Raw genomic sequence first — 21,008 nt, forward strand, 5'->3', positions numbered from 1 at the left:
GAAAGACCCTGAGACTACTCATCAATGAGCCGCTCCCGCGGCCCGGAGATTGAGATCTCCGAAGTAAGGATTAGCCCACGATGCATTTCGAGCGCCGTTTTACCACCGCAGGGCTGTCGCCCTACGCTGCCCTCGCCTTCCGGCTCGCCACGAGCGAGATCCGCAATCCGGATGGCTCTGTCGTCTTCAGGCTCGAGAACATCGAGGTGCCAGAGGCCTGGAGCCAGGTCGCCGCGGACGTCCTTGCTCAGAAGTACTTTCGCAAGGCCGGGGTCCCGGCACGACTGAAGAAGGTGGAAGAGAACGATGTCCCCTCCTGGCTTTGGCGCTCCGTGCCGGATGAGGACGCGCTCGCCGCTCTCCCCGAGGATCAGCGCTTCGGCTCCGAGATTTCCTCCAAGCAGGTCTTCGATCGGCTGGCTGGCTGCTGGACTTACTGGGGCTGGAAGGGCGGCTATTTCCGTTTTCCGGAAAATGACCCATTCAAGCGCTCTTTGATCCCTGAAGAAGTGGCTGCTTGGGAAGAAGAAAACGCCCAGGCCTTCTATGACGAGCTGCGTTACATGCTCGGCAATCAGATGGTGGCGCCGAACTCCCCGCAATGGTTCAACACCGGCCTGCACTGGGCCTACGGCATTGATGGTCCGAGCCAGGGTCATTTCTATGTCGACTACAAGACCGGCAAGCTGACAAAGTCCAAATCGTCTTACGAGCATCCGCAGCCGCATGCCTGCTTCATCCAGAGCGTTGAGGACGACCTGGTGAACGAGGGCGGCATTATGGACCTGTGGGTCCGTGAGGCCCGCCTGTTCAAGTATGGCTCGGGCACGGGCTCCAACTTCTCGTACCTGAGAGGCGAGGGCGAGAAGCTCTCCGGCGGTGGCCGCTCGTCCGGCCTGATGTCCTTCCTCAAGATCGGCGACCGGGCTGCCGGCGCGATCAAGTCGGGCGGCACCACGCGCCGCGCCGCCAAGATGGTGGTGATCGATGTCGATCACCCCGACATTGAGGCTTACATCGACTGGAAGGTGAAGGAGGAGCAGAAGGTAGCCGCGTTGGTAACGGGCTCCAAACTCGCTTCCAAGCACCTGAAAGCCATCCTGAAGGCCTGCGTGAACTGCGAGGCCGAGGGCGATGCCTGCTTCGATCCGGAGAAGAACCCGGCCCTGAAGAAGGAGATCAAGTTCGCCCGCCGGGTCATGATCCCGGACAACTACATCAAGCGCGTCATCCAGTTCGCCAAGCAGGGCTATACCGACATCGACTTCCCGATCTACGACACCGACTGGGACTCGGAAGCCTACCTGACCGTCTCAGGCCAGAACTCTAACAATTCGGTCTCCGTAACTGAGGGGTTCCTCCGCGCCGTCGAGAACGATGCCGACTGGCACCTGACGGCTCGTCGTGGTGGCCACGTCATGAAAACCCTGAAGGCTCGCGACCTGTGGGAGCAGATCGGCTATGCCGCCTGGGCGTCCGCCGATCCGGGCCTGCACTTCAACACCACCATGAACGACTGGCACACCAGCCCTGAGGGTGGCCGCATCCGAGCCTCGAACCCGTGCTCGGAATACATGTTCCTGGACGACACGGCGTGCAATCTCGCCTCCGCCAACCTGCTGCAGTTCTTCGACCGTCAAGGAAACACCTTCAGCATCGCCGACTTCAAGCACGCTTGCCGCCTCTGGACGGTGGTGCTCGAAATCTCCGTCATGATGGCGCAGTTTCCATCCAAGAAGATCGCGCAACTCTCCTACGAGTACCGCACGCTGGGCCTCGGCTTCGCGAACATCGGCGGCCTGCTCATGACAATGGGCCTGCCTTACGATTCCAATGAAGGACGAGCCATTGCAGGCGCCCTCACCTCGATCATGACCGGCGTCTCCTATGCTACCTCGGCCGAGATGGCTGGAGAGCTTGGACCGTTCCCGCAATACGAGAGGAATGCCAAGCACATGCTGCGGGTGATGTATAATCACCGCCGCGCAGCCATCGGCGCTCTGGACGGGTACGATGGGCTGTCCACCAGCTTGGTCCCGCTCGACGTGGATACCCTGAACCGTCCCGGACCTCTGAATGAGGCCTGGAACGCCCTCGGCAGCCACCTTGCCGCCGAGTCCAAAGAAGCGTGGGACACAGCTCTGGACCTTGGTAAGAAGAACGGCTACCGCAACGCGCAGGCTACCGTGATCGCGCCGACCGGCACGATCGGCCTCGTGATGGATTGCGACACCACCGGCATCGAGCCCGACTTCGCCCTGGTGAAGTTCAAGAAGCTCGCCGGCGGCGGCTACTTCAAGATCATCAACCGGGCGGTGCCCGATGCGCTCCGCGCGCTCGGCTACCGCGAGCACGAGATCGCCGAGATTGAGGCCTATGCGGTCGGCCACGGCTCCATGCGCCAAGCGCCCGCCATCAACCCCGGCTCCCTGCGCGCCAAGGGTTTTTCGGACGAGAAGATCGACGCGGTGGAGAAGGGCCTGAAGAGCGCCTTCGACATCAAGTTCGTCTTCAACCGCTGGACGCTCGGCGAGGATTTTCTGACCGGCATCCTCAAGGTCCCGGCGGACAAGCTCAACGATCCGTCCTTCGACCTGCTCTCTTACTTAAGCTTCTCGAAGGCCGACATCGAGGCCGCGAACATCCACATCTGTGGAGCGATGACTCTCGAGGGAGCACCCCATCTTAAGACTGAGCACTACCCGGTCTTCGATTGCGCCAATCCCTGCGGCAAGATCGGCAAGCGCTATCTCTCGGTCGAGAGCCACATCCGCATGATGGCGGCGGCGCAGCCCTTCATCTCGGGCGCGATCTCCAAGACCATCAACATGCCCAACGACGCCACGGTCGAGGATTGCAAGAACGCCTACATGCTGTCCTGGAAGTTGGGCCTGAAGGCGAACGCCCTCTACCGCGACGGCTCCAAGCTCTCGCAGCCGCTCAACTCCGCCCTCATCGCCGATGAAGACGAGGATGCGGAGGATGCCGCCGAAGCGGTGGCCGCCCTCCCCGCGGCCGCTAAGGTGGCTCAGATCTCCGAGCGCATGGTCGAGAAGGTTGTCGAGCGTATCGTGAAGGTCAGAGACCGTGAGCGCATGCCCGACCGCCGCAAGGGCTACACCCAGAAGGCAACGGTCGGCGGACATCGCGTCTACCTCCGGACTGGCGAATACGACGACGGCCGCCTCGGCGAGATCTTCATCGATATGCACAAGGAAGGCGCCGCCTTCCGGGCGATGATGAACAACTTCGCCATCGCGATCTCGCTCGGCCTGCAATACGGCGTGCCGCTGGAGGAATACGTCGAGGCTTTCACCTTCACGCGCTTCGAGCCGGCCGGCTTCGTCCAGAACAACGATCGCATCAAGTCCGCGACCTCGATCCTCGACTACGTGTTCCGCGAGCTCGCCGTGTCCTATCTCGGCCGCAACGACCTCGCTCACGTGGAGCCGGAGAATGCACCGACAACTGTCGGTCTCGGCAAGAATGATGGCACTTCGTCCGATCCTACTGGTGTCGTTCTCCCGATCTCCCGTGGATTTGTTCGCTCCGATGTCCAGACGGTTGCTCAAACCGTTGCCATCTCATCAGCGGCGCTGATGCCTCAAGTCGACGGCAACGCCGCATTGGCGATGCACCCGGTCGAGAGTCTGCCGTTTCAGCCTCCGGTTCACACACAAGCCAACGATGATATGGCGACAAAACTCAGCATCGCTAAGAACCAAGGGTTCATCGGTGAGGCATGCGGCTCATGCGGAAGCTTGCGGGTTATTAGAACGGGGAAATGTACGACGTGCCTAGAATGTAACTCAAGCGGCGGTTGCGGGTAGGGAGAACTCACCTCGGATGACGCAAACGAGTGAAGGTCACAACGCAAGTGGCCTTCGCTCCCATAACTCCCGGACACTGAGCCATGAACATCTGGTTGACTCACTTCGTCCTTTCTAGCCTCATAAGCGTAGCACATCCGATCGCGGCCTTGGCGAATGGAGCCAGCTTCGGGTCGGTCGCGCCAGACACTGTGCCCCAACCGAGATCAAGCAAAGCCGTCATCTCGTTTGTCTCGCCGCCGACGCTTTTTCCGATCGAAGGGTTCGCGTTCAAAACAGCCTATCGTCCACTTCCCGTCTACGACAGGCCAGGCGGTTCCAGCGTTGGTGAACTAACGATGACGAACGCCAACTGCGCTGGGGTTGAGGATAGCCCTGCCTGTCACCAGGTCGGCCCGTGGGTCCTGCAGTTCACTAACGGAACTCAGTACAGCGTCGAGGTGGGGGAATATGGCTATTCCGCCTATGGCCTTGTCTCGTACTCCCAGAGCACACTAGGCCCGAATGGTCTTTGGTCAGAGATCTCCTCTGAAATGGGACCTCTTTGGGTCCTCACTCCGGCGGAAGCAGTGATTCCGTATGAGAGCCTTGTGCATGTCGTCGACAACTTCGACCGCTGGTGTGACCAGCCCGGAAGCTGCACGCCTGTCCAGCAGGATATGCGTGCCGAAGTAAGGAGGGTGGCCGAGGGGCAGTACAAGCTCCTTAGCTGCTATCTCCATGCCTACGAGGTCACCGGGATGACAACAGCGGATAGGGCAACCTACTACCGGGTCAATCTGGCCGAGGTAGAGCCTGGCTCAGGTGTCCCACACTTGCCAAGGTCTGGTTTCGTTCCAACCCGCAATCTGAACGGCAGCCACACCGGAACTTTCTATTCTCGGGGCTGCTGAGCCCAAGTCCGATCTGCTTTCCTCACCATTTGCCCCATATCCAAATCGATCCTAGTCATGCGGAAATGTTCGAAAACCGGCTCCTATGGAAACCGCACCACATTCAGTCGAAAGCTGAATAGCAAGGTCCGGCATTGTTCGATTTCCGGTCAGATCAAATTGGTGCAGCTCGACGGCTCACGGGTTGAATTATTCATTGATGGCGCCTCCCACGGGTCATTCGACGACGCCAGCGCCGCCCTCACCCAGGCGTCAGCTCTCAAGATCGTGCGGACGGTGCCAGCTAGGAAGCCTCGACCCGAGCGAACATACGATCTGACCCCCATCCGTGGCTCCGATCACGTTGGGCTCTACATCGACGGGAAATTCGAAGGCGTATTCTCGAGTGCCAGAGCGGCTGGATCCTATGTCGCCGATCGATCCCATCCAGGTCGCCAGCCGGCGACTAAACCTCGGATCAAAATCCGAGGGGCTCATATCTAAGGAGACGCAGCCCGTGACTATCGTCGACGTCGAGAACGGACCAAGTTATCTGTTCTCTGGGAGCCGTTTGATCGCCACCGGCTCCCGCGAGATGTGTGAGGCCGTTCGGGATGGCACAATCCAGGACTATATCGATCGCTCCGAACAGGAGCGAAGGCGCCTAAAAGTCGGGATGCACAGTCCGCGTGTTCAAAGACAACTTGCCTTAGAAGCAGCCGCGGCGAAACCTGTAATCGAGCAGGCAGAGCTCTTCGCCTGAACTTCGAACACCAAATTTGGGGCGCTAGAGAGCGCCCCTTTTTTATACAAGTCCGCAAACCCTGTTTGCCACACTTATTAATTTTTAATGACCCGTTACCAGTGGTGCACAAGCCAGCGGAAGGTCGAGATGACGTCCTTATTAGGACGGGAAACTAAATCCCCAAAATGGAACCGAAATAGCTTGACCGCAGGCGGTCCAAACGGTTTTGTATCATGCCATTCTATTTCGGTTTGATGCATTACAAGTGCGCCCGCTTGCTCATGCTTCTGGAATAAGAAAGAAACAATATGTCGGCCCGAGCTATCCTCGCCCTTCGTGGTGTCAACCAAGACAATGAACTCTATCGCGACTATGCCAATAAGGCCGATGGCGAAGGGGCTGTCATCACCTTCTCCTTCATGACTGCGCTGCCCGAAGGCAGCACCAGCAGCAGGAAGCAAGCAACGTTTTCGACCTACTCGGCTCAAGAGAAAGCCACTGTTTATGCGGCCCTCGGGTATATTTCCACGATCGCGAACGTAACCTTCGTTGAATCCGACGCAGCGAATTCACTGATTGCCTTTGGTCAGTACGACATGGAGGGCGATACTGTCGGCGCTGCTGACGCCATTTACTACAACAAGCCGTTAGGCCGCTTCGAACAAGCCCAGGTCTGGGCAGATAGCCTTATCAAATACAGCACCAAGGGCGGCCAAGGCATCCATACTATCCTGCACGAAGTCGGCCATGCTCTTGGACTTCAGCATCCCTTCGAGGGTCCGTACGCGCTGAAGGGCAAGGAGCTTGCCTCGTCGGCGATGGGCTACTCCTACACCGGGCCCGACAACAAGTTGGGCGTCTATGACATCATGGCGCTCCAGGAGATCTATGGGACCCCACAGGTTCGCCTCGGCAACAACACCTACAAGCTGGGCAACGACAAGCTCATCTTAGATGCCGGCGGAGTCGATACCCTGGATGCCTCGGGTGCCAAGTACAAGGTGGCCATCAACCTCGGTGCTGGAGGCTGGAGCTACATCAACAAGAAGTCCAGCTCGCTGATCTCCGACGGCCAGGCCGTGATCGGTCAGTCGACCACCATCGAGAACGCAAAGGGCTCGAAGTACAACGACACCATCACCGGCAACTTAGAGAACAATTCTCTCAAAGGCGGTGCCGGGAATGACAAGGTGTACGGCGGCGCTGGCGACGACAGGCTCTACGGAGACTCGGGCAACGATCTCCTTAGCGGCGGCGACGGCATGGACTATCTGTCGGGCAGCACCGGCAACGATACCATCTGGGGTGGCGCCGGAGCCGACCGGCTCTACGGCGGATCTGGGAAGGACCAGTTCAAGTTCAACTCCTACGGAGACCTTGGCGACCTGAACTCGTTCGACCGGGTCTATGATTTCCGGAAAGACGACAAGATCAACTTCCGGAGCTTCGATGCCAACGTTGATGTCGGGGGCCGTCAGAAGCTGACCTTCCTCGGCAACTCCTCTGGCGATTGGAAGCTGAACGCTCATAAGGCCGGTCAGTTCTACTACAACACCGTCTCGGACGCGCTCGTTATTGATTCCAATGGAGACGGTGCCGCCGATCACTATATCGGCGTAAAAGGCGTCACGTCGATGAAAGCCGCCTACTTCATGCTCTAACCCAAGAGGGAGGCCAGTCAGGCCTCTCTTTTTTGTTTCGGGCAGATGAAGTTAGGAGTTCGCGAAACCGATGCCGACCCTTCGAGAATATATCACTGAAATGGAAGCCCGCCGGAAGCGGCTCAAGGAAGCCGAAGATCGCGGCTGGCACGATTGCATTCCGAGCGAACGCGAGACCGTCGCCGAATTCGAGCACGTTCTCATGAATGCAATTGGGAATAACTATGATCGCCTCGTCGACATCGCCGGCGAACTGGATCTTGGGCCGCTGCCGCCTGGGATTTCGCTGGCCTACAGCAGGGATTGAAAAATCATCTTCCGACAGTGGCCAGGGGTGACGGTACATCCGCGCCACCCCTTAACCACGTCAGCCGAGTGCCCCACATCCCGGTTGCTGCCTTGATATCGCCAGTATGGTTAACATTTGGTTAACCCGAAGCATTCAAATCGGAAAATCCGTCTTTAATTCCTCCGCGAAGCTTGGCAATTTGGGTCAGCAAGATCCCCAAAAAGGTAAATGTTCAAGAGCGCCCGTTCGCAACCTACGAACGGCAAAGCTTTAGGTGCCGAAGAGCGCCTGGAAGGAGTTCGAATTGCGCTTTGATATTGTCGCCGACATCCATGGACACGCCTCCAAGCTTACGGCCCTCCTGTCCAAGCTTGGCTATAAGCTCAAGAACGGCACCTGGCAGCATCAGGATCGCACCCTGATCAGCGTCGGCGACCTGATCGACCGCGGCCCAGAGCAAATCGAAACGGTTCGCATTCTCCGTCGCATGAGAGACGAAGGCTTTGCTCTGGTGACGATGGGCAACCATGAGCACAATGCCATCGGTTGGTTCCTGACCGATCCAGATGTTCCCTCCCGTCCGCTTCGGGCTCACAGTGCCAAGAACCGAGCCCAGCATCGGGCGTTCCTAGAAGCCGTCGGCGAAGGCTCTCCCCTCCATAAGGAACTGGTCGACTGGTTCACGACGCTCCCACTCTGGTGGGAAACCGATGGCCTTCGAATCATTCATGCTTGCTGGCACTCCCGCGAGATTGCCGTGATGCGGGATTTCGTGCGCGATGACGCCTCGCTCACCCACGACGGGATCTATGCGTCCTTTGCCAAAGGACATCCGGCGCACAATGCCGTCGAAATTCTCCTCAAGGGGCTCGAGATCGCCCTGCCCCCAGGTGTTTCGTTCTTCGACAAGGACGGTCATGAGCGGACCAACACGCGCATCCGCTGGTGGGACGACGCTGCCACTACCTACAAGACCGCTGCTCTGGTGGATCCGGAAACGACGGCTCTGCTGCCGGACATCGAACTCGGCCCGACCGACCGACTAGCGTACGACCACTCAGCTCCGGTCCTTTTTGGCCACTACTGGCTTCAGGGTGAGCCAATCCTGACCGACCGGCGCCGGCTCTGCCTGGACTACTCCGTGGCCAAGGGCGGCCATCTCGCCGCGTACCAGTGGGATGGCGAGACGGAGCTCGATCCCAGCAAGTTAGTGTACGTCAGCTGACCAAGGACGCAAGTCTGCAACTGTAGACTTGCGTCGCCTCGTTAGCTGAAGGGCTCTAAGCCCTGATCACATGTTTTCGGTTCGGCCGTAGGATTAACCCTTGTGCCGATTTTCCCTTAGGCTGATTGTGGGTCGAGTGAATCCGAATTAAACAGCAGACAAGCGAAACTTCTTGATTTGAGTTTCACATGGCGGATTGGAAGCTCACTCGTTTGAGCCCGATCCAAAGGCATGATGCCGCCCCGCCATACCGGTGCGAACCCGGTATATTGGACACCATCGCCATATTTGATCGATTTCGAGTTCAGCCGCTTGTTGGCAGCTGCAGCTCGAAGGTTGATGCGGGCATCAAATGCTAATGATTGATGAATTTGTTTTCACAGAGCGATCCGCTCTCCTGATCGCAATGGGGCTCGCGACCCTCGTCGTTGCGTGCCTCACGAGCGTTCACCAATGGACACAGGCGCGCAAAGCCCGCGGCCTCTCGCGTATTGTTCTGGGAGGCATATCCGTTTCATCAGGTCTGTTCGCCATCTGGTCAACCTATTGGGTTGGCAACCGGGTGTTATTGCCTGCTCCTCCAGAAGGCTTCGGCATCAACCCGACCCTGTTAACCTACATTGCAGGCGTCGTTCTGACGGGGATCGGTGCCGGTATGAGCATCCGTGACCGTTGGAATCGCACACGGGATCTCGTTACAGGCCTCGAGAACCGGGCCAACTTCATCGACAGGCTTGATCGTGAGATCACCGCCCACCAGGCCAGGAGCCAGAAACTGGCAATCCTCTGCCTTGATATCGATGGGTTCAAGAACATCAACGATCTCTATGGGCACACCACCGGCGATCATGCCCTTCGTGAGGTTGCAGGTAAGCTCTCTGCAACACTAAGCCGTGGCCAAACCCTTGCACGCCTTGGTGGCGATGAGTTCGCAATCCTGATGCCCAATATTGAGAGCCCGACGGAGGTCAGGCTCCTGGTCGAGCGGCTGCAAAGGAACGTCTTCACCGGCACCAACGAAATCGGCCTTCCTGGATCGATTTCCGTTAGTGTCGGCATCGCCATGTATCCATCGGATGCCAGCGATCGCGCCGAATTGTTGACCTATGCCGACACGGCTCTCCATCGCGCCAAGGACGAAGAGAGCGGATCCTGCCGGTTTTTCGACCCCGCTATGGGCCAACAGCTTCGCGAGCGCCGGACCATCGAAGAGGAGTTGCAAAAGGCGATCCAAGATGGTCAGTTTCATCTCGTCTACCAACCTCAGGCCAAAATCCGGACTGGCGAGGTCACGGGCTTCGAGGCTCTGTCGCGCTGGACCCACCCCATCCGCGGAGATGTCTCCCCCGGATTGTTCATCCCGATTGCCGAGGAAAGCAGCTTCATCCTCACTCTCGGTGAATGGGTTTTACGCAGTGCCTGCCAGGAAGCCGCAACCTGGAAGCGGCCTCTCACCGTGGCGGTCAATGTTTCTGCGCGCCAGCTGATCGATACCGGATTGGCCGATTTGGTTAGCAACGTCCTGGCGGAGACAAATCTCCCGCCCGGCCGGCTTGAGATTGAGGTGACAGAAACCGCGCTCATCAGCGATCCGAACCGGGCATTGGAGACTCTCAACAGGCTCAAAGCCCTCGGCGTCTCTATCGCCATGGACGATTTCGGAACCGGCTACTCCTCCCTTTCGAACGTGCGGGAGTTTCCGCTCGACAAGATCAAAATTGATCGGTCGTTCATTAAGGCGGTTCACGCCAATAAGCAGGCCGCGTCGATCGTTCGCGCCGTGCGCCTCCTGTGCGACGGCTTGGGTCTGCCCGTCATCGCCGAAGGAGTCGAGACGGCAGACGAACTTAACTTTCTGATCAAGGAAGGGTTCACTGACGCTCAAGGCTACTTCCTCGGCGCTCCAGTCCCAGCAAGTGAGATCGCCACGTCGGCCTATGACAATGTCATCCCGCTACCGACCACTCGGGTTCGGCTTCTCAGCGAGGTGGCGGTCCAATGATCCCCATGCTGTTGACATCCGCCAAATCGATGGGACGTGCATTTCCCAGCCGAGCACGCTCTATCAGCCGGTTGAAGATCGTTCTCGTGGTGCTCGCAGCCTGCTTTGTTGTCGCGGCCGCGTACCTGTCCTGGCTCATTGCCAAACAACAGGACGACCTGGCTCGGGTTTCGCGATTGGATGTGGCATGGGTCGCCAATAAGGCCGAGTCGGAATTCTTCCGCCTTCAGCACACTCTTCTTGCCTACCGGACAGGTCAGGGTGGCATTACCGCCGACGATGTCGTTCTCAGGTTCGAAATCATCCAAAGCCGCTTCAACATGTTGCAGGAGGGCGACTTTGGCGCCTTCATCTCCAGTCAAGAAGGGACGAAGCAAGCGGCCGAACACCTGAATCATATCCGTACGGCCGCAGAGCCATTCATATCCCGGATCGAGACTCCGGGAGCGGCCGATCAGGCTGCGGCAATCCTTGAGCCGGTCGCAACGCTCTTGCCGTCGCTTGTGGGCATGGCAAACCAGTATGTGGCCGATCTCATCACCCAGAATCATGCATCTCTGACGAATTTGCACCGAGCTTTCACGATCATGATGATCGGAATGATCGCATGCGGGTTCGGTCTGATTGCGTTCATGAAGCGCCAGAACGACCTTCTGGAGGGGGCCCATGACGAGGTTCAGGAGCTCGCCAAGAACCTAGCCCACCTTGCCCATCATGACGCCCTGACAGGCTTGGCCAACCGCGTACTCTTCCGCCAGAGCCTGGAAGGTGACCTAGACACTCTACGCAGCAAGGGCCAGCCTTTAACCGTTCTGTATCTCGATCTGGACGGTTTCAAACAGGTCAATGACAAGCTGGGACACGCTGCTGGCGATGACGTGCTTCGGATCGTCGCAAAGCGTCTTCAGCATTCAATCAGATCTGGCGACATACTCGCCCGGCTTGGTGGCGACGAGTTCGCCGTACTGCTCCGGGATCCTGCTTCAGTGGAGATTGCGGAAAGCGTCTCACAACGCATCATTACCGCCATCAGCGCTCCGATCAGACTGGATCGTCAGGAGGTCATGATCGGAACCAGTATCGGGATATTTATGGCCAAGGAACGTGGGCTTACCCGAGACGAGATCATGCGAGGCGCCGACAAAGCCTTGTACCAGGCGAAGTCCGAAGGCAGAGGCCGATATCGTGTCTTCGACATCGTCTCTGTCCCCGATCAAAAGGTCGCCTAAGAAAAAGGCCGGTCATAAGACCGGCCTTTCCAATTACGCTGCATCGTCGGCAGCTTCGTCGCCTGTGTCATTGGCCTGTAGATCGTGCATGAGAAGGCCCGCGTTCTGGCGGATCTTGGCCTCGATCTGGCCCGCGATCTCCGGGTTCTCCTTCAGGAAGGTCTTTGAGTTCTCCCGACCCTGCCCCAGACGCTGGCTGTCATAGGAGAACCAGGCTCCCGACTTCTCGACCACCCCAGCCTTCACGCCGAGGTCAATGAGCTCGCCCATCTTGGAAATGCCCTCGCCGAACATGATGTCGAACTCGACCTGCTTGAAGGGCGGAGCGACCTTGTTCTTGACGACTTTCACCCGCACCTGGTTGCCGATCGGCTCGTCGCGGTCCTTCAGGGTCGAGGTCCGGCGGATGTCGAGGCGCACGGAGGCGTAGAACTTGAGCGCGTTGCCGCCCGTCGTCGTCTCCGGGCTACCGTAGGTCACGCCGATCTTCATGCGGATCTGGTTGATGAAGATCAGCAGCGTATTCGTCCGGTGGATCGATCCCGTCAGCTTGCGCAGGGCTTGGCTCATGAGACGAGCCTGAAGGCCGGGACGGCTCTCGCCCATCTCGCCCTCGATTTCAGCCTTTGGCGTGAGGGCCGCGACGGAGTCGATGATCACGACGTCGATCGCACCGGAGCGCACCATCGTATCGGCAATCTCCAGTGCCTGCTCGCCGTTGTCCGGCTGCGACACGATCAAGTCATCGAGATTCACGCCCAGCTTGCGGGCATAGACCGGGTCAAGGGCGTGCTCAGCATCGATGAAGGCGCAAACGCCACCCTTCTTCTGGGCCTCGGCAATCGCGTGAAGCGTGAGCGTGGTCTTGCCCGAGGATTCCGGCCCATAAATCTCGATGATCCGGCCCTTGGGAAGACCGCCAACACCAAGGGCGATGTCCAGGCCCAGCGAGCCGGTTGAAATCGTCTCAACCTCGACAACCTGATCGCCGCCCAGGCGCATGATCGCGCCCTTGCCGAAGGCGCGTTCGATCTGGGCGACCGCTGTTTCGATCGCCTTCTTCTTGTCCAAGCTCATAAGGGCTCCGCACGTGAGATTTTTTGGATGGACACAAGCCTACTTGGAACCGTGCCGAAAGACCAGAACAAATAGGGAACTGCGCCACTTTGTCGGGGACAAAGCTTGGCCGGACCCACGCGTGTCCTGCGGCCAACCGGCCGAATTCAGAGCGCCAGGGATAGCTGTGGGGTTTCGGATTCCTCGTCCGTATTGAGGGTGGACAAGGACACCCCCAGGAGACGAACCGCCTTCGCGAAGGGGATTAAACCAGACAGCAGATCGAATGAGGTGGCCTCAAGCTCCGCCCTGCCCTCCACCAGTCCTGGCAGGGTTCGGCTACGGGTTATCTGGTGGAAGTCCGCATACTTGACCTTGAGCGTCACCGTACGGCCCCTCACCCCGGTCTGATCGCAATGGCGCCAGACCTTATCGATGATCGGCTGGAGCGCCGTTTTCATAGCCTCCAACTCAGTCAAATCGCTCGAGAATGTGTTCTCGGCGCCAACGGACTTCCGGATCCGGTCTGGGCGCACCGGGCGATGGTCGACCCCTCTGGCAAGCCAGTAATAGTAGCTCCCCGCCTTGCCGAACCGCTCCTGCAGAAACTCCAGCGACCGCCCCTTCAGGTCTAGCCCGGTGAAAATGCCGAGCCTGTTGAACTTCGCAGCCGTCGCAGGGCCGATCCCGTGAAACTTCTGGATCGGGAGCTGCTCCATGAACGCTGGTCCCATCTCGGGCGTGATGACGAACATACCGTTCGGCTTGCGCTGGTCTGAGGCCATTTTCGCAAGGAATTTCATGTAGCTGACCCCAACTGAGGCAGTCAGACCCGTCTCCTGGAAGATCTTAGCCCTGAGCTCCCTCGCAACCTGCGTAGCGTAGGGGATGCCCTTCAGGTTCTCGGTGACATCGAGATATGCCTCATCCAGCGAGAGAGGCTCCACTAGGGGCGTATACTCATGAAAGATCTCGCGGATCTGCAGCGACACCTGCTTGTAGACGTCAAAGCGTGGCTTCACGAAGATCAGATCGGGGCACTTACGGCGTGCTGTCACCGATGGCATTGCGGAATGGACCCCGAAGCGCCGAGCCTCATAACTAGCAGCCGCTACGACGCCCCGCTCTCTTGAGCCGCCCACCGCAACAGGCCTTCCTCGCAATTCAGGATTGTCTCTCTGCTCACAACTCGCGTAAAAGGCATCCATGTCACAATGTATCACTTTGCGGTCAGTGAACACCTCGTTGTGAGCGGCTTCCTTCGGCGTCTCGCGTGCAATGACTGGATCGAGGGTGATGTCCAACGTGGTCCCCACGAATGGATACAGGCAATCTGATTACCTTAGTAATAGCATTTCCTGTTCTTCTTTTGTACTCCCCGCCCCAGATTTCCACCTGTTTCCTGTGGGGCACCGGTTCTTGAGATCGTTTTCGATCAATCCCCAAAATCAGGAGCGTCCGAATGTCCGCGGATAAGCATAAGGGCCTTGCGCTTCGCACAGCCTACCTCCGCCTCGCGGCCTCCCGCGGAGATGCCGGCTTTGCCGTGCAGGTCAAATGGGCCTACGCCGTCACTTCGTATGTCGAGGATCTTCTGAAACTCGAACATCTGCGCCGCACCAGGCAGCATGCCGGCGGCCGGAAAAGGGTCACCTGCATGGTGATCACGCCGAGCGGCGAAAAATGCCTCCACGACATCCTCGCCCGCCGTGGGCAGAGCTTCGGGCCGATCTCCCTCATCCGCACCATCGACCCACGTAAGGTCCGCAAGGAGGAGCGGCGCAAACTCGCAGCTCAGGCTGCCGGATACACGAGCCACCGAGTCTACACCGGCATCCGCCATTTGGATGCTGCGCTGGCGGCTCGCCACATCGAGCGGATCAGACGGGCCCTCGCCCGTCCCGCCTCATCCCTCTCCACGCAAGCGATCGCCTGAGGAGTTCCATGAACCTTGCTGACCCCGCTGCGATTGCTCTCGTCGTCGTCTGCTTGTTGTGGGTTTGGATCCGGTACTCTGCAAAGCAGACCATCAATCCACGAAATCTCTGCGTAATCGACGGCGACACCGTATGGATTCTCGGGCCGGATCGATCCGTCTCAGAAAAGATCCGGCTCCAGAACGTAAATGCGCCCGAACTCCGGCGCCCCCGCTCCCGCAGGGAACTCAACAAAGCTGTTGCCGCGACTGAGTTCCTCCGGGATAGGGTCGAGCGGGCTCGCTCCGCCACGATCCGTAGGAGGGGCAAGGATCGATACGGGCGAACTCTCGCCCGTATCGCAATCGACGGCTCCGATTTAGGCCATCTCCTTGTCCGCGCTGGCCATGCCAAACGCTGGACCTGACCCTTTTCGTTTCTCTAGGCTGCAGCGGAGCGACGGCCGGCCTTCTTTGCGGGCTTCTTCCCCTGGGCGCCAAGGCCCATGCTCTTGGCCATCTGGGAACGCTGCTGAGAATAGTTCGGGGCGACCATCGGATAGTCGTGGGGCAGACCCCACTTGACGCGGTATTCCTCCGGCGTCAGGCCCACTCCCCTCAGGTGCCGCTTCAGGGTCCGATACTGGCGGCCATCCTCCAGGCTGATCAGATAGTCCGGCGTGATAGTCTTTTTGATCGGCAGCCGCGGTTGCAGGGGCTCTGCTGTCTTGATCTCCGCAGGACCGCTCTGGATCGTGGCAAACGCCTTGTGCACGTTCTCGATCAGCGTCGGAATGTCCTGCCGGACCAAGGAATTGTTCGCCACATAGGCAGTCACGACGTCTGCCGTCATCTGAAGGAGATCGTTGCTCGTTTTTGTGGTGGCGATTTCAGGGGTGTTCATAGAGATACTCTCTTCGGTTCTAAGCAGTCCGGAGGGTATAGGAGCGGTGGTTCAGATTGGACCACCTTCAAAGGGATGCTCGGGTTGGAGCAAAAGGCTATTGGGATCTTCCATTAGCGTTTGTGTTCTATCCGGGATCTGCTGTGTTCTTGGACTTGCGGTCAACGGACCAGTTCGGCACCTAAAATTGCAGGGCAGTTAAACCCCGAGAAGGCGTTTATCTTCCAATTGGCTCTATTCCAAGACGCATTGTCTATTTTTCAAGCGCGGCTCTGGAAGGATTGATCTGGTAGAGCAAGGCTATTGGCGTGTTCCAGTGGCGTTCGTGTTCTAATCGGGATCTTCTGTGTTTTGGATTGGCGGTCAACGGACCAGTTTCAGGGCGAAAAATGGCGTCTATTCTAAACCCCGTAAGGCGTTCAAATCGGTCGGAGAAATCCTGCTAATCTGTTGTTCTGTTTCTTCTTTGATGGCCTCGAAATCGGTTCAAAAGATCAGAGAAAACCCCCGAAGGATGCTCAGGACAAAGCAGCCAGACGGGAGTAGCTGATCCAACACGAGAGTAGAGTACATGATCGCGATCGACACGAACTCCCGGTATGGCACCGTCGCCCAGCTGCGCGACCGTTATCGCCGCATGTATGAGCCGACCCACGGCGCTCTCAAGTCAATGAGCCTCAATCTCATCTCCAGCGAAAACCGGGCAACGCTTGTCCTCGGCTTCGCCTCCGCAGGGCAGGCGCGGAAGATGACCGCTGAAATCTCCTTCGATCCGGGCGAGACGACGGTTGCCAGCCTCGCCTCGCGCTGGCACTAGCCATAGCATCAGGGGCCGCTCCGACGCCCACAGATTGCTTCGCAGCCATTTCCAATCCGAGATCTCCCGCATGTTCGATAATCATTTTCTGCGTGATGCTGCCGGCCGCTTGGTCGTTCAGGCCTACATCGATGGCGCCTGCTCGGGGAATCCCGGTCCTGGCGGCTTCGGAGTCGTCATCCTGGATAGGCACGGCAAGGCCCATTCCCTCTCCGGTTTCGGCGGCTCGCAGACCACGAACAACAAGATGGAGCTCTCGGCCGCCATCGCGCTGCTTGATCACTTTAAGGCGGAGGAGTGCAGCTTCACCATCCATGCCGACAGCCAGTATGTGATCAAGGGCATCACGGAATGGATCGTCAATTGGAAGCGCAACAACTGGCGCAACGCCCAGAAGAAGCCGGTCGAAAACCAAGATCTCTGGCACGAGCTCGACCGCCTCGCGTCCAAGCAGCAGATCAAATGGCAGTGGGTCCGCGGCCATAACGGCAACCAGTACAATGAAATGGCCGATCAACTGGCCGTCAACGCTGGCCGCGGCTCCGTCCTGGAGCCGGATTGGAATGGCGCCGACGAACAACAGCGCCCCTCCCCGCCGACGATTCAGTTCCCGGTGAAGTCGCCTGAGGAACAGATCATCACGCAGCTCGAGCGGGCACTGGCGACAGGCTCACCCACCGATCTCAGAGACGCCGCCCAGGCCGCACTCGACCACCTGAAATCCCGCTAACCTCACGCCCGAGGACAGTCATGACGACGTATGCATCCCAGGCTCTGGTCTGGGCACGATCCCGCTCGCTTCAATCTCTGAAGGCTAAACTCGACGCCGCGCCCGTGCTGGCCGCCGTTGTGGCCTTTCTCGTGTTCGCCTTTGTCGATCTGATCTTCGACACCTCGCTTGCTTTCGTCTTCATGCTCCTGATCGTGGTACCGGCCGCTTACTTCTTCGTCTCGGACCGGCTGCGACCCAGCCCTGTTCAGAAGCGCCTGGGGTTTCTTGCAAGCTCCTCCTTTCAGAGGTTCGTGTCCCTCGCCGAGATTACGGTCGAGCCACCCCTCGTTGCACAGAAAGCGGGTCTCCTCCTCATGATCGACCGGCGATCCCGCCAGGTCTCGGAGCGGATGGAGGTTTACCGCCTCATCCAGGAAGGCTCGCTCAAGAACAAATTCTTGGTGCCCTCGACCATCCGGTTTCACCGCGACGGCATTGCCGAGATCGAGATCAGCCGCAATGACCTGAACCCCGTAAAGATCAGGATCGACCTTCGGCGGGGCCTCAATCGGGTCACCCTCCGGGAGACGGTACCCGACGAAAAGAATCCGTACGTGAACCAGGTTCGTCGATACCTCTTGGATATTTCACTCGACAGCATCGCCGAGATCCGACGGGCTAGGATCAAGATCGCTCAATTCCTCAAGGTCGATACCTGTCCGGCAGAGGAGCGTCCCAATAGGACAGCGGCGATGGCTTTCGCCAACAACCTGCTCGATTCCCGCAAGAAGGAGCTTTTCGGCCAATGACCGACGGGAAACTGATCACGCGCGAGGAAACGAGGTTCCTCCTCGCTCTCCTCCTGTTCATCCCAGCCTGCGCCGCTGGGTCTGTAGGGCTGGTCGCGATTATTGGCCTCCTCGCTGAATAAACAGCTCATCCGCCGAAAAGGACCTTCCTATGATTAGTCCGCACTCGATCCACTCAGCCGAAGTTGTCCTCGAGGCCCTCGCAGGAACATCCCGCGCAGAACTCGCCATCGAAACTTACGAACGAACGGCCGGAATGGTTGGCAACACCGGCATCCAGATCTGGCACCTAATCCTGTCCCTCATGGACCTCTGCGAAACCCAGGGATCACATTTCGATGTGCTCCTACAGCAGGCCCAAATTGCCTTTGCCAAGGATGTGGCAGGCAAGCCTGACGCCCAGGTTCAGTTTCTTCTCTTCGACCTGATGACCCTTTGCAAATCAAGGGACATCGACTTCGCCGAAATAATTGCAAATCTCCGGGCCGAGCGCCCGATCATCAACGGAGATGACACCGATGCTTGATCGACAGAAAGCGCGTTCTGAGATCCTGGACGCCGTTCGGCAAATGGCCGGGCAATACCCGGAAGCGGAGTATGGCTTCGCCCGTGAGCAATCCGGCCTCCTCGGTCAGATCAAGCGGATTTGCGGCAACGTCATGCCCACTGCGCGCCAGTGCTGGGAGTTCGTTGGCCTTGACCGTTCGAAGCTGATCGACGAGTTCGCCTTTGCACAGGAGGACCTGAGAAAGGCCAAAGCTTCGAAGCTATTCCCTCACCAGGAGATGGCTTTGGAGGAGCTTCGCAAGACCAACCACGCGATCCTTCAGGTTCGGTAAGTCACCGAGGTCAGGCCTGGCAGAACCATTGCATCATGGTGACTTTGTCCTTCCAGATGTAGGTCCACGTCAGATTCTTCGTATCCGTGTTGTAATAAAAGGCGTGCGGAAATCCTGCCCTCACCCCGGCTCCGAAAACACCGGTGGCGTCCTTTCTCACTAAGAAGCTATCGCCCTTCGGATCGAAGACATCGCCCTTTTTGGTCCGGAAGCTCCATTCAGGCTCATTTGGCGTAAACCGCGAGTACATATGAACCTCGTGGGCCGCCTCATCGATCACGAACCGATTGACCGAGCCCATGCGGTCAGCCTCGATACGATTGCTCGTCAATTCGCAGCGTAGAGTGAGCGCAGAAGCTGGTGTTCCAGCCAGACCTAGGACCGCAGCCAAGAATAGGCGCTTAGAATTCATCGTTTCGTTCCGTTGTATGTCAGGCCATCGCTGTCGCGGAGGCCCTTTCTCCACTAAACGGCCCCCATCTACAATCCGGTTCCATTGCCTCGGGCTAAAATCCGGATTGTTCAGCCGTCGGCCGTGATCCCCAGCGAGAACCCCATGGATGCCTCAACCGACCTCCCCACTGGTGAAGTCCGCGCCTATTGCGACCTTCATCGACGTTGCAGCTCCCTTAAGGCTATGACCGGCGAGAAGAAGGGAAAGGTCGTTGCCAAGCCAAGGCAGGTCGTACTCCAGGACGTTCGCTTTGAAGTGAGTCAAGCCGGTCTCCGCCGCACCCGCGAGGAGAATGTTCGGAACGTCCATGCGTATGCTCGGGGCCATGTGCGCGATCAGGACGTCGAGGCAGTGCGCAACCATCCTGATGCAGTGCAGATCCGATACAACCCGCACAAGTTCGACACCTTCGTCCGTGCGGATACCCTAGAGCCGGTCGCAACCGCTCAAGTCTTCGCAATCGACGGCAAGCTCTCGTACGCGCTCGGCGTTGCCTGATCCCATCGCCCCTCCGACATCAGATCATCGCTGGAGTACCCTATGAACGCTCATTCGCCCGTTCTGGTGACCGAGACCGACATCCTCCAAGCCTTGCCGGTCATGACCTATGACGAGATCCGAGCGGCCTCAGGATGGAGCCGGGGCAAGATTTACAACCTTGCCTTGAAGCATAATGCCCGCAAGACCGAGGCCCGTATCCGTGAGCGGGCTGCGGAGCGCAAGGCCCGTCAACTCGAGAGCCTCGCGGCGTTAATCGATACGACAGCTAAAGCTGACGTTCTGGACTATTTGGATTCTTTGCCGGATGGCTCCGCCCGCCTGATAATCTCTAGCATTCCCTACAACGTCGGCAAATCATACGGCGATGGTGCCTCCGCCGATCAGATGGCCTTCGTCTATTTCATGGGCTGGACGATGCAGGTCATCTCGGAATGCGCTCGCATCCTGAAGGACGGCGGCACGCTCTTCCTTCAGGTCGGATCGACCCGCGATGAGACGGGAGGCCTTGCCCCGCTCGATGCCCTCCTATTCGAACCGCTAAAGAAAACAGGCCTTACATTTCAATCGCGAGTAATTTGGACCCAGCCACATGGGCTGACGCCGAAGGGCAGACTCGCAGAGCGTCATGAAACCGCTCTCGTCTTCTCGAAGGGTCCGAACCCTGTTTTTAACCCGACCCCGGCCCGAAAGCCTCAAAAGGGACCAAGCAAGAGAGCGTTCAAAGGGGCGCGCAAAGGCAAACTTTCGAGCCACCCTTTAGGTGCTTGGCCGTCGAACGTTTGGGACGATATCGGCAATGTCGGCCACAATCATCCTGAACGGACCGGCCATCCCGCTCAGTTCCCCCTGGAACTCGCCCGTCGGGCGGTCCTCGTCTATTCGATGCCAGGGGATCTGGTAATCGATCCGTTCTCAGGGTCCGGCACAACGCATGTTGCCTGCCGCGAAACTGGACGAAGCTTCTCCGGGTGCGATCTGTTCTACGAGGATATGCGAGCCAAGCGCCTTGCTTCCGTGGAGCCAGATCTCGTCTCCCACCTTCCAGGCGTTTCGGATGAGACCCTCGCAGTCTGGCAGGCCGAAGCTCGCCGCGTCGATGCGCCGGCCCAGACCAACCTTCTCGACTTTCTCCCGTAACCGAGGGCTGA

21 protein-coding genes are annotated in these 21,008 nt (G+C 58.5%); 17 read left to right on the forward strand and 4 right to left on the reverse strand.

The window, feature by feature from the left end; translation table 11 throughout:
- Positions 1–80: 80 nt before the first annotated feature.
- The 7 genes from JO965_RS41990 (at position 81) to JO965_RS42020 (ending at position 11,853) form a co-directional block, all read left to right on the forward strand.
- A complete protein-coding gene (locus tag JO965_RS41990; protein ID WP_203446964.1) occupies positions 81–3,830 on the forward strand; it encodes a vitamin B12-dependent ribonucleotide reductase in 3,750 nt (1,249 codons plus the stop codon).
- A gap of 83 nt (positions 3,831–3,913) precedes the next feature.
- Positions 3,914–4,723 carry a hypothetical protein gene (locus JO965_RS41995; protein ID WP_203446965.1) on the forward strand — a complete coding sequence of 270 codons (810 nt, stop codon included), beginning with the start codon at positions 3,914–3,916 and terminating at the stop codon, positions 4,721–4,723.
- A gap of 1,032 nt (positions 4,724–5,755) precedes the next feature.
- Positions 5,756–7,108 carry a M10 family metallopeptidase C-terminal domain-containing protein gene (locus JO965_RS42000; protein ID WP_203446966.1) on the forward strand — a complete coding sequence of 451 codons (1,353 nt, stop codon included), beginning with the start codon at positions 5,756–5,758 and terminating at the stop codon, positions 7,106–7,108.
- A gap of 70 nt (positions 7,109–7,178) precedes the next feature.
- The gene (locus JO965_RS42005) at positions 7,179–7,415 is read left to right on the forward strand and encodes a hypothetical protein (protein WP_203446967.1); all 237 of its coding nucleotides are present in this window, start codon (positions 7,179–7,181) and stop codon (positions 7,413–7,415) included.
- A gap of 286 nt (positions 7,416–7,701) precedes the next feature.
- Positions 7,702–8,622, forward strand: coding sequence for a metallophosphoesterase (locus JO965_RS42010; RefSeq protein WP_203446968.1), 921 nt, complete (start codon positions 7,702–7,704; stop codon positions 8,620–8,622).
- 358 nt (positions 8,623–8,980) lie between these two features.
- Positions 8,981–10,624 (forward strand): EAL domain-containing protein, encoded by a 1,644-nt coding sequence (locus JO965_RS42015; protein WP_246777230.1) that lies wholly within the window; start codon positions 8,981–8,983, stop codon positions 10,622–10,624.
- 5 nt (positions 10,625–10,629) lie between these two features.
- Positions 10,630–11,853: a GGDEF domain-containing protein gene (locus tag JO965_RS42020; protein WP_203446970.1), complete on the forward strand. Its 1,224-nt coding sequence runs from the start codon at positions 10,630–10,632 to the stop codon at positions 11,851–11,853.
- Positions 11,854–11,886: 33 nt separating this feature from the next.
- Here the strand turns inward: JO965_RS42020 and recA are convergent, their stop codons facing one another.
- Both recA and dinB read right to left on the reverse strand, forming a co-directional pair.
- Positions 11,887–12,930, reverse strand: coding sequence for a recombinase RecA (recA, locus tag JO965_RS42025; RefSeq protein ID WP_203446971.1), 1,044 nt, complete (start codon positions 12,928–12,930; stop codon positions 11,887–11,889).
- Between the two features lie 146 nt (positions 12,931–13,076).
- A complete protein-coding gene (dinB, locus tag JO965_RS42030; protein WP_371827015.1) occupies positions 13,077–14,189 on the reverse strand; it encodes a DNA polymerase IV in 1,113 nt (370 codons plus the stop codon).
- A 182-nt stretch (positions 14,190–14,371) separates the two neighbouring features.
- Here dinB and JO965_RS42035 point away from each other — a divergent pair, with 182 nt between their 5' ends.
- Together JO965_RS42035 and JO965_RS42040 are read left to right on the forward strand one after the other, a co-directional pair.
- Positions 14,372–14,845 (forward strand): hypothetical protein, encoded by a 474-nt coding sequence (locus JO965_RS42035; RefSeq protein ID WP_203446972.1) that lies wholly within the window; start codon positions 14,372–14,374, stop codon positions 14,843–14,845.
- Positions 14,846–14,853: 8 nt separating this feature from the next.
- Positions 14,854–15,252: a thermonuclease family protein gene (locus JO965_RS42040; RefSeq protein WP_203446973.1), complete on the forward strand. Its 399-nt coding sequence runs from the start codon at positions 14,854–14,856 to the stop codon at positions 15,250–15,252.
- Between the two features lie 14 nt (positions 15,253–15,266).
- Here JO965_RS42040 and JO965_RS42045 read toward each other — a convergent pair whose 3' ends face one another.
- Positions 15,267–15,728 carry a MucR family transcriptional regulator gene (locus JO965_RS42045; RefSeq protein ID WP_203446974.1) on the reverse strand — a complete coding sequence of 154 codons (462 nt, stop codon included), beginning with the start codon at positions 15,726–15,728 and terminating at the stop codon, positions 15,267–15,269.
- Between the two features lie 571 nt (positions 15,729–16,299).
- On the opposite strand from JO965_RS42045, the gene JO965_RS42050 reads away from it, so the two are divergent.
- The 6 genes from JO965_RS42050 to JO965_RS42070 all read left to right on the forward strand — a co-directional run bounded on the left by JO965_RS42050 (position 16,300) and on the right by JO965_RS42070 (position 18,905).
- Complete coding sequence (locus tag JO965_RS42050; protein ID WP_203446975.1) at positions 16,300–16,545, forward strand: hypothetical protein; 246 nt, start codon at positions 16,300–16,302, stop codon at positions 16,543–16,545.
- Positions 16,546–16,615: 70 nt separating this feature from the next.
- Complete coding sequence (gene rnhA / locus JO965_RS42055; RefSeq protein ID WP_203446976.1) at positions 16,616–17,275, forward strand: ribonuclease HI; 660 nt, start codon at positions 16,616–16,618, stop codon at positions 17,273–17,275.
- A gap of 20 nt (positions 17,276–17,295) precedes the next feature.
- Entirely contained in the window at positions 17,296–18,066 is a 771-nt protein-coding gene (locus JO965_RS42060; RefSeq protein WP_203446977.1) for a hypothetical protein, read from the forward strand.
- Positions 18,063–18,188, forward strand: a complete 126-nt coding sequence (locus JO965_RS49100) for a hypothetical protein (protein ID WP_256451952.1) — start codon at positions 18,063–18,065, stop codon at positions 18,186–18,188. The genes JO965_RS42060 and JO965_RS49100 overlap by 4 nt, the downstream gene beginning before the upstream one ends.
- Positions 18,189–18,217: 29 nt before the next feature.
- A complete protein-coding gene (locus tag JO965_RS42065; protein ID WP_203446978.1) occupies positions 18,218–18,592 on the forward strand; it encodes a hypothetical protein in 375 nt (124 codons plus the stop codon).
- Positions 18,585–18,905, forward strand: a complete 321-nt coding sequence (locus tag JO965_RS42070) for a hypothetical protein (RefSeq protein ID WP_203446979.1) — start codon at positions 18,585–18,587, stop codon at positions 18,903–18,905. Before JO965_RS42065 ends, JO965_RS42070 begins: the two co-directional genes overlap by 8 nt.
- Before the next feature lie 10 nt (positions 18,906–18,915).
- Here the strand turns inward: JO965_RS42070 and JO965_RS42075 are convergent, their stop codons facing one another.
- Complete coding sequence (locus tag JO965_RS42075) at positions 18,916–19,206, reverse strand: hypothetical protein (RefSeq protein WP_203446980.1); 291 nt, start codon at positions 19,204–19,206, stop codon at positions 18,916–18,918.
- A 255-nt stretch (positions 19,207–19,461) separates the two neighbouring features.
- Here JO965_RS42075 and JO965_RS42080 point away from each other — a divergent pair, with 255 nt between their 5' ends.
- The gene (locus JO965_RS42080) at positions 19,462–19,857 is read left to right on the forward strand and encodes a hypothetical protein (RefSeq protein WP_203446981.1); all 396 of its coding nucleotides are present in this window, start codon (positions 19,462–19,464) and stop codon (positions 19,855–19,857) included.
- Between the two features lie 42 nt (positions 19,858–19,899).
- Positions 19,900–20,997, forward strand: coding sequence for a site-specific DNA-methyltransferase (locus tag JO965_RS42085; RefSeq protein ID WP_203446982.1), 1,098 nt, complete (start codon positions 19,900–19,902; stop codon positions 20,995–20,997).
- Positions 20,998–21,008: the final 11 nt, after the last annotated feature.

Origin of the sequence: Microvirga sp. VF16 (assembly GCF_016864375.1) — a bacterium.
Taxonomy (GTDB): domain Bacteria; phylum Pseudomonadota; class Alphaproteobacteria; order Rhizobiales; family Beijerinckiaceae; genus Microvirga.

Excerpts from the sequence above, each read along its gene's own strand:
- JO965_RS42045 (WP_203446974.1), bottom strand. The coding sequence starts at position 15,728 with ATGAACACCCCTGAAATCGCCACCACAAAAACGAGCAACGATCTCCTT.
- JO965_RS42035 (WP_203446972.1), top strand. The coding sequence starts at position 14,372 with ATGTCCGCGGATAAGCATAAGGGCCTTGCGCTTCGCACAGCCTACCTC.
- JO965_RS41990 (WP_203446964.1), top strand. The coding sequence starts at position 81 with ATGCATTTCGAGCGCCGTTTTACCACCGCAGGGCTGTCGCCCTACGCT.
- rnhA (WP_203446976.1), top strand. The coding sequence starts at position 16,616 with ATGTTCGATAATCATTTTCTGCGTGATGCTGCCGGCCGCTTGGTCGTT.
- JO965_RS42020 (WP_203446970.1), top strand. The coding sequence starts at position 10,630 with ATGCTGTTGACATCCGCCAAATCGATGGGACGTGCATTTCCCAGCCGA.
- JO965_RS42080 (WP_203446981.1), top strand. The coding sequence starts at position 19,462 with ATGGATGCCTCAACCGACCTCCCCACTGGTGAAGTCCGCGCCTATTGC.
- JO965_RS42065 (WP_203446978.1), top strand. The coding sequence starts at position 18,218 with ATGATTAGTCCGCACTCGATCCACTCAGCCGAAGTTGTCCTCGAGGCC.
- JO965_RS42060 (WP_203446977.1), top strand. The coding sequence starts at position 17,296 with ATGACGACGTATGCATCCCAGGCTCTGGTCTGGGCACGATCCCGCTCG.
- JO965_RS42040 (WP_203446973.1), top strand. The coding sequence starts at position 14,854 with ATGAACCTTGCTGACCCCGCTGCGATTGCTCTCGTCGTCGTCTGCTTG.
- recA (WP_203446971.1), bottom strand. The coding sequence starts at position 12,930 with ATGAGCTTGGACAAGAAGAAGGCGATCGAAACAGCGGTCGCCCAGATC.
- JO965_RS42005 (WP_203446967.1), top strand. The coding sequence starts at position 7,179 with ATGCCGACCCTTCGAGAATATATCACTGAAATGGAAGCCCGCCGGAAG.
- JO965_RS42050 (WP_203446975.1), top strand. The coding sequence starts at position 16,300 with ATGATCGCGATCGACACGAACTCCCGGTATGGCACCGTCGCCCAGCTG.
- JO965_RS42075 (WP_203446980.1), bottom strand. The coding sequence starts at position 19,206 with ATGGGCTCGGTCAATCGGTTCGTGATCGATGAGGCGGCCCACGAGGTT.
- JO965_RS49100 (WP_256451952.1), top strand. The coding sequence starts at position 18,063 with ATGACCGACGGGAAACTGATCACGCGCGAGGAAACGAGGTTCCTCCTC.
- JO965_RS42000 (WP_203446966.1), top strand. The coding sequence starts at position 5,756 with ATGTCGGCCCGAGCTATCCTCGCCCTTCGTGGTGTCAACCAAGACAAT.
- JO965_RS41995 (WP_203446965.1), top strand. The coding sequence starts at position 3,914 with ATGAACATCTGGTTGACTCACTTCGTCCTTTCTAGCCTCATAAGCGTA.
- JO965_RS42070 (WP_203446979.1), top strand. The coding sequence starts at position 18,585 with ATGCTTGATCGACAGAAAGCGCGTTCTGAGATCCTGGACGCCGTTCGG.
- JO965_RS42085 (WP_203446982.1), top strand. The coding sequence starts at position 19,900 with ATGAACGCTCATTCGCCCGTTCTGGTGACCGAGACCGACATCCTCCAA.
- JO965_RS42015 (WP_246777230.1), top strand. The coding sequence starts at position 8,981 with ATGATTGATGAATTTGTTTTCACAGAGCGATCCGCTCTCCTGATCGCA.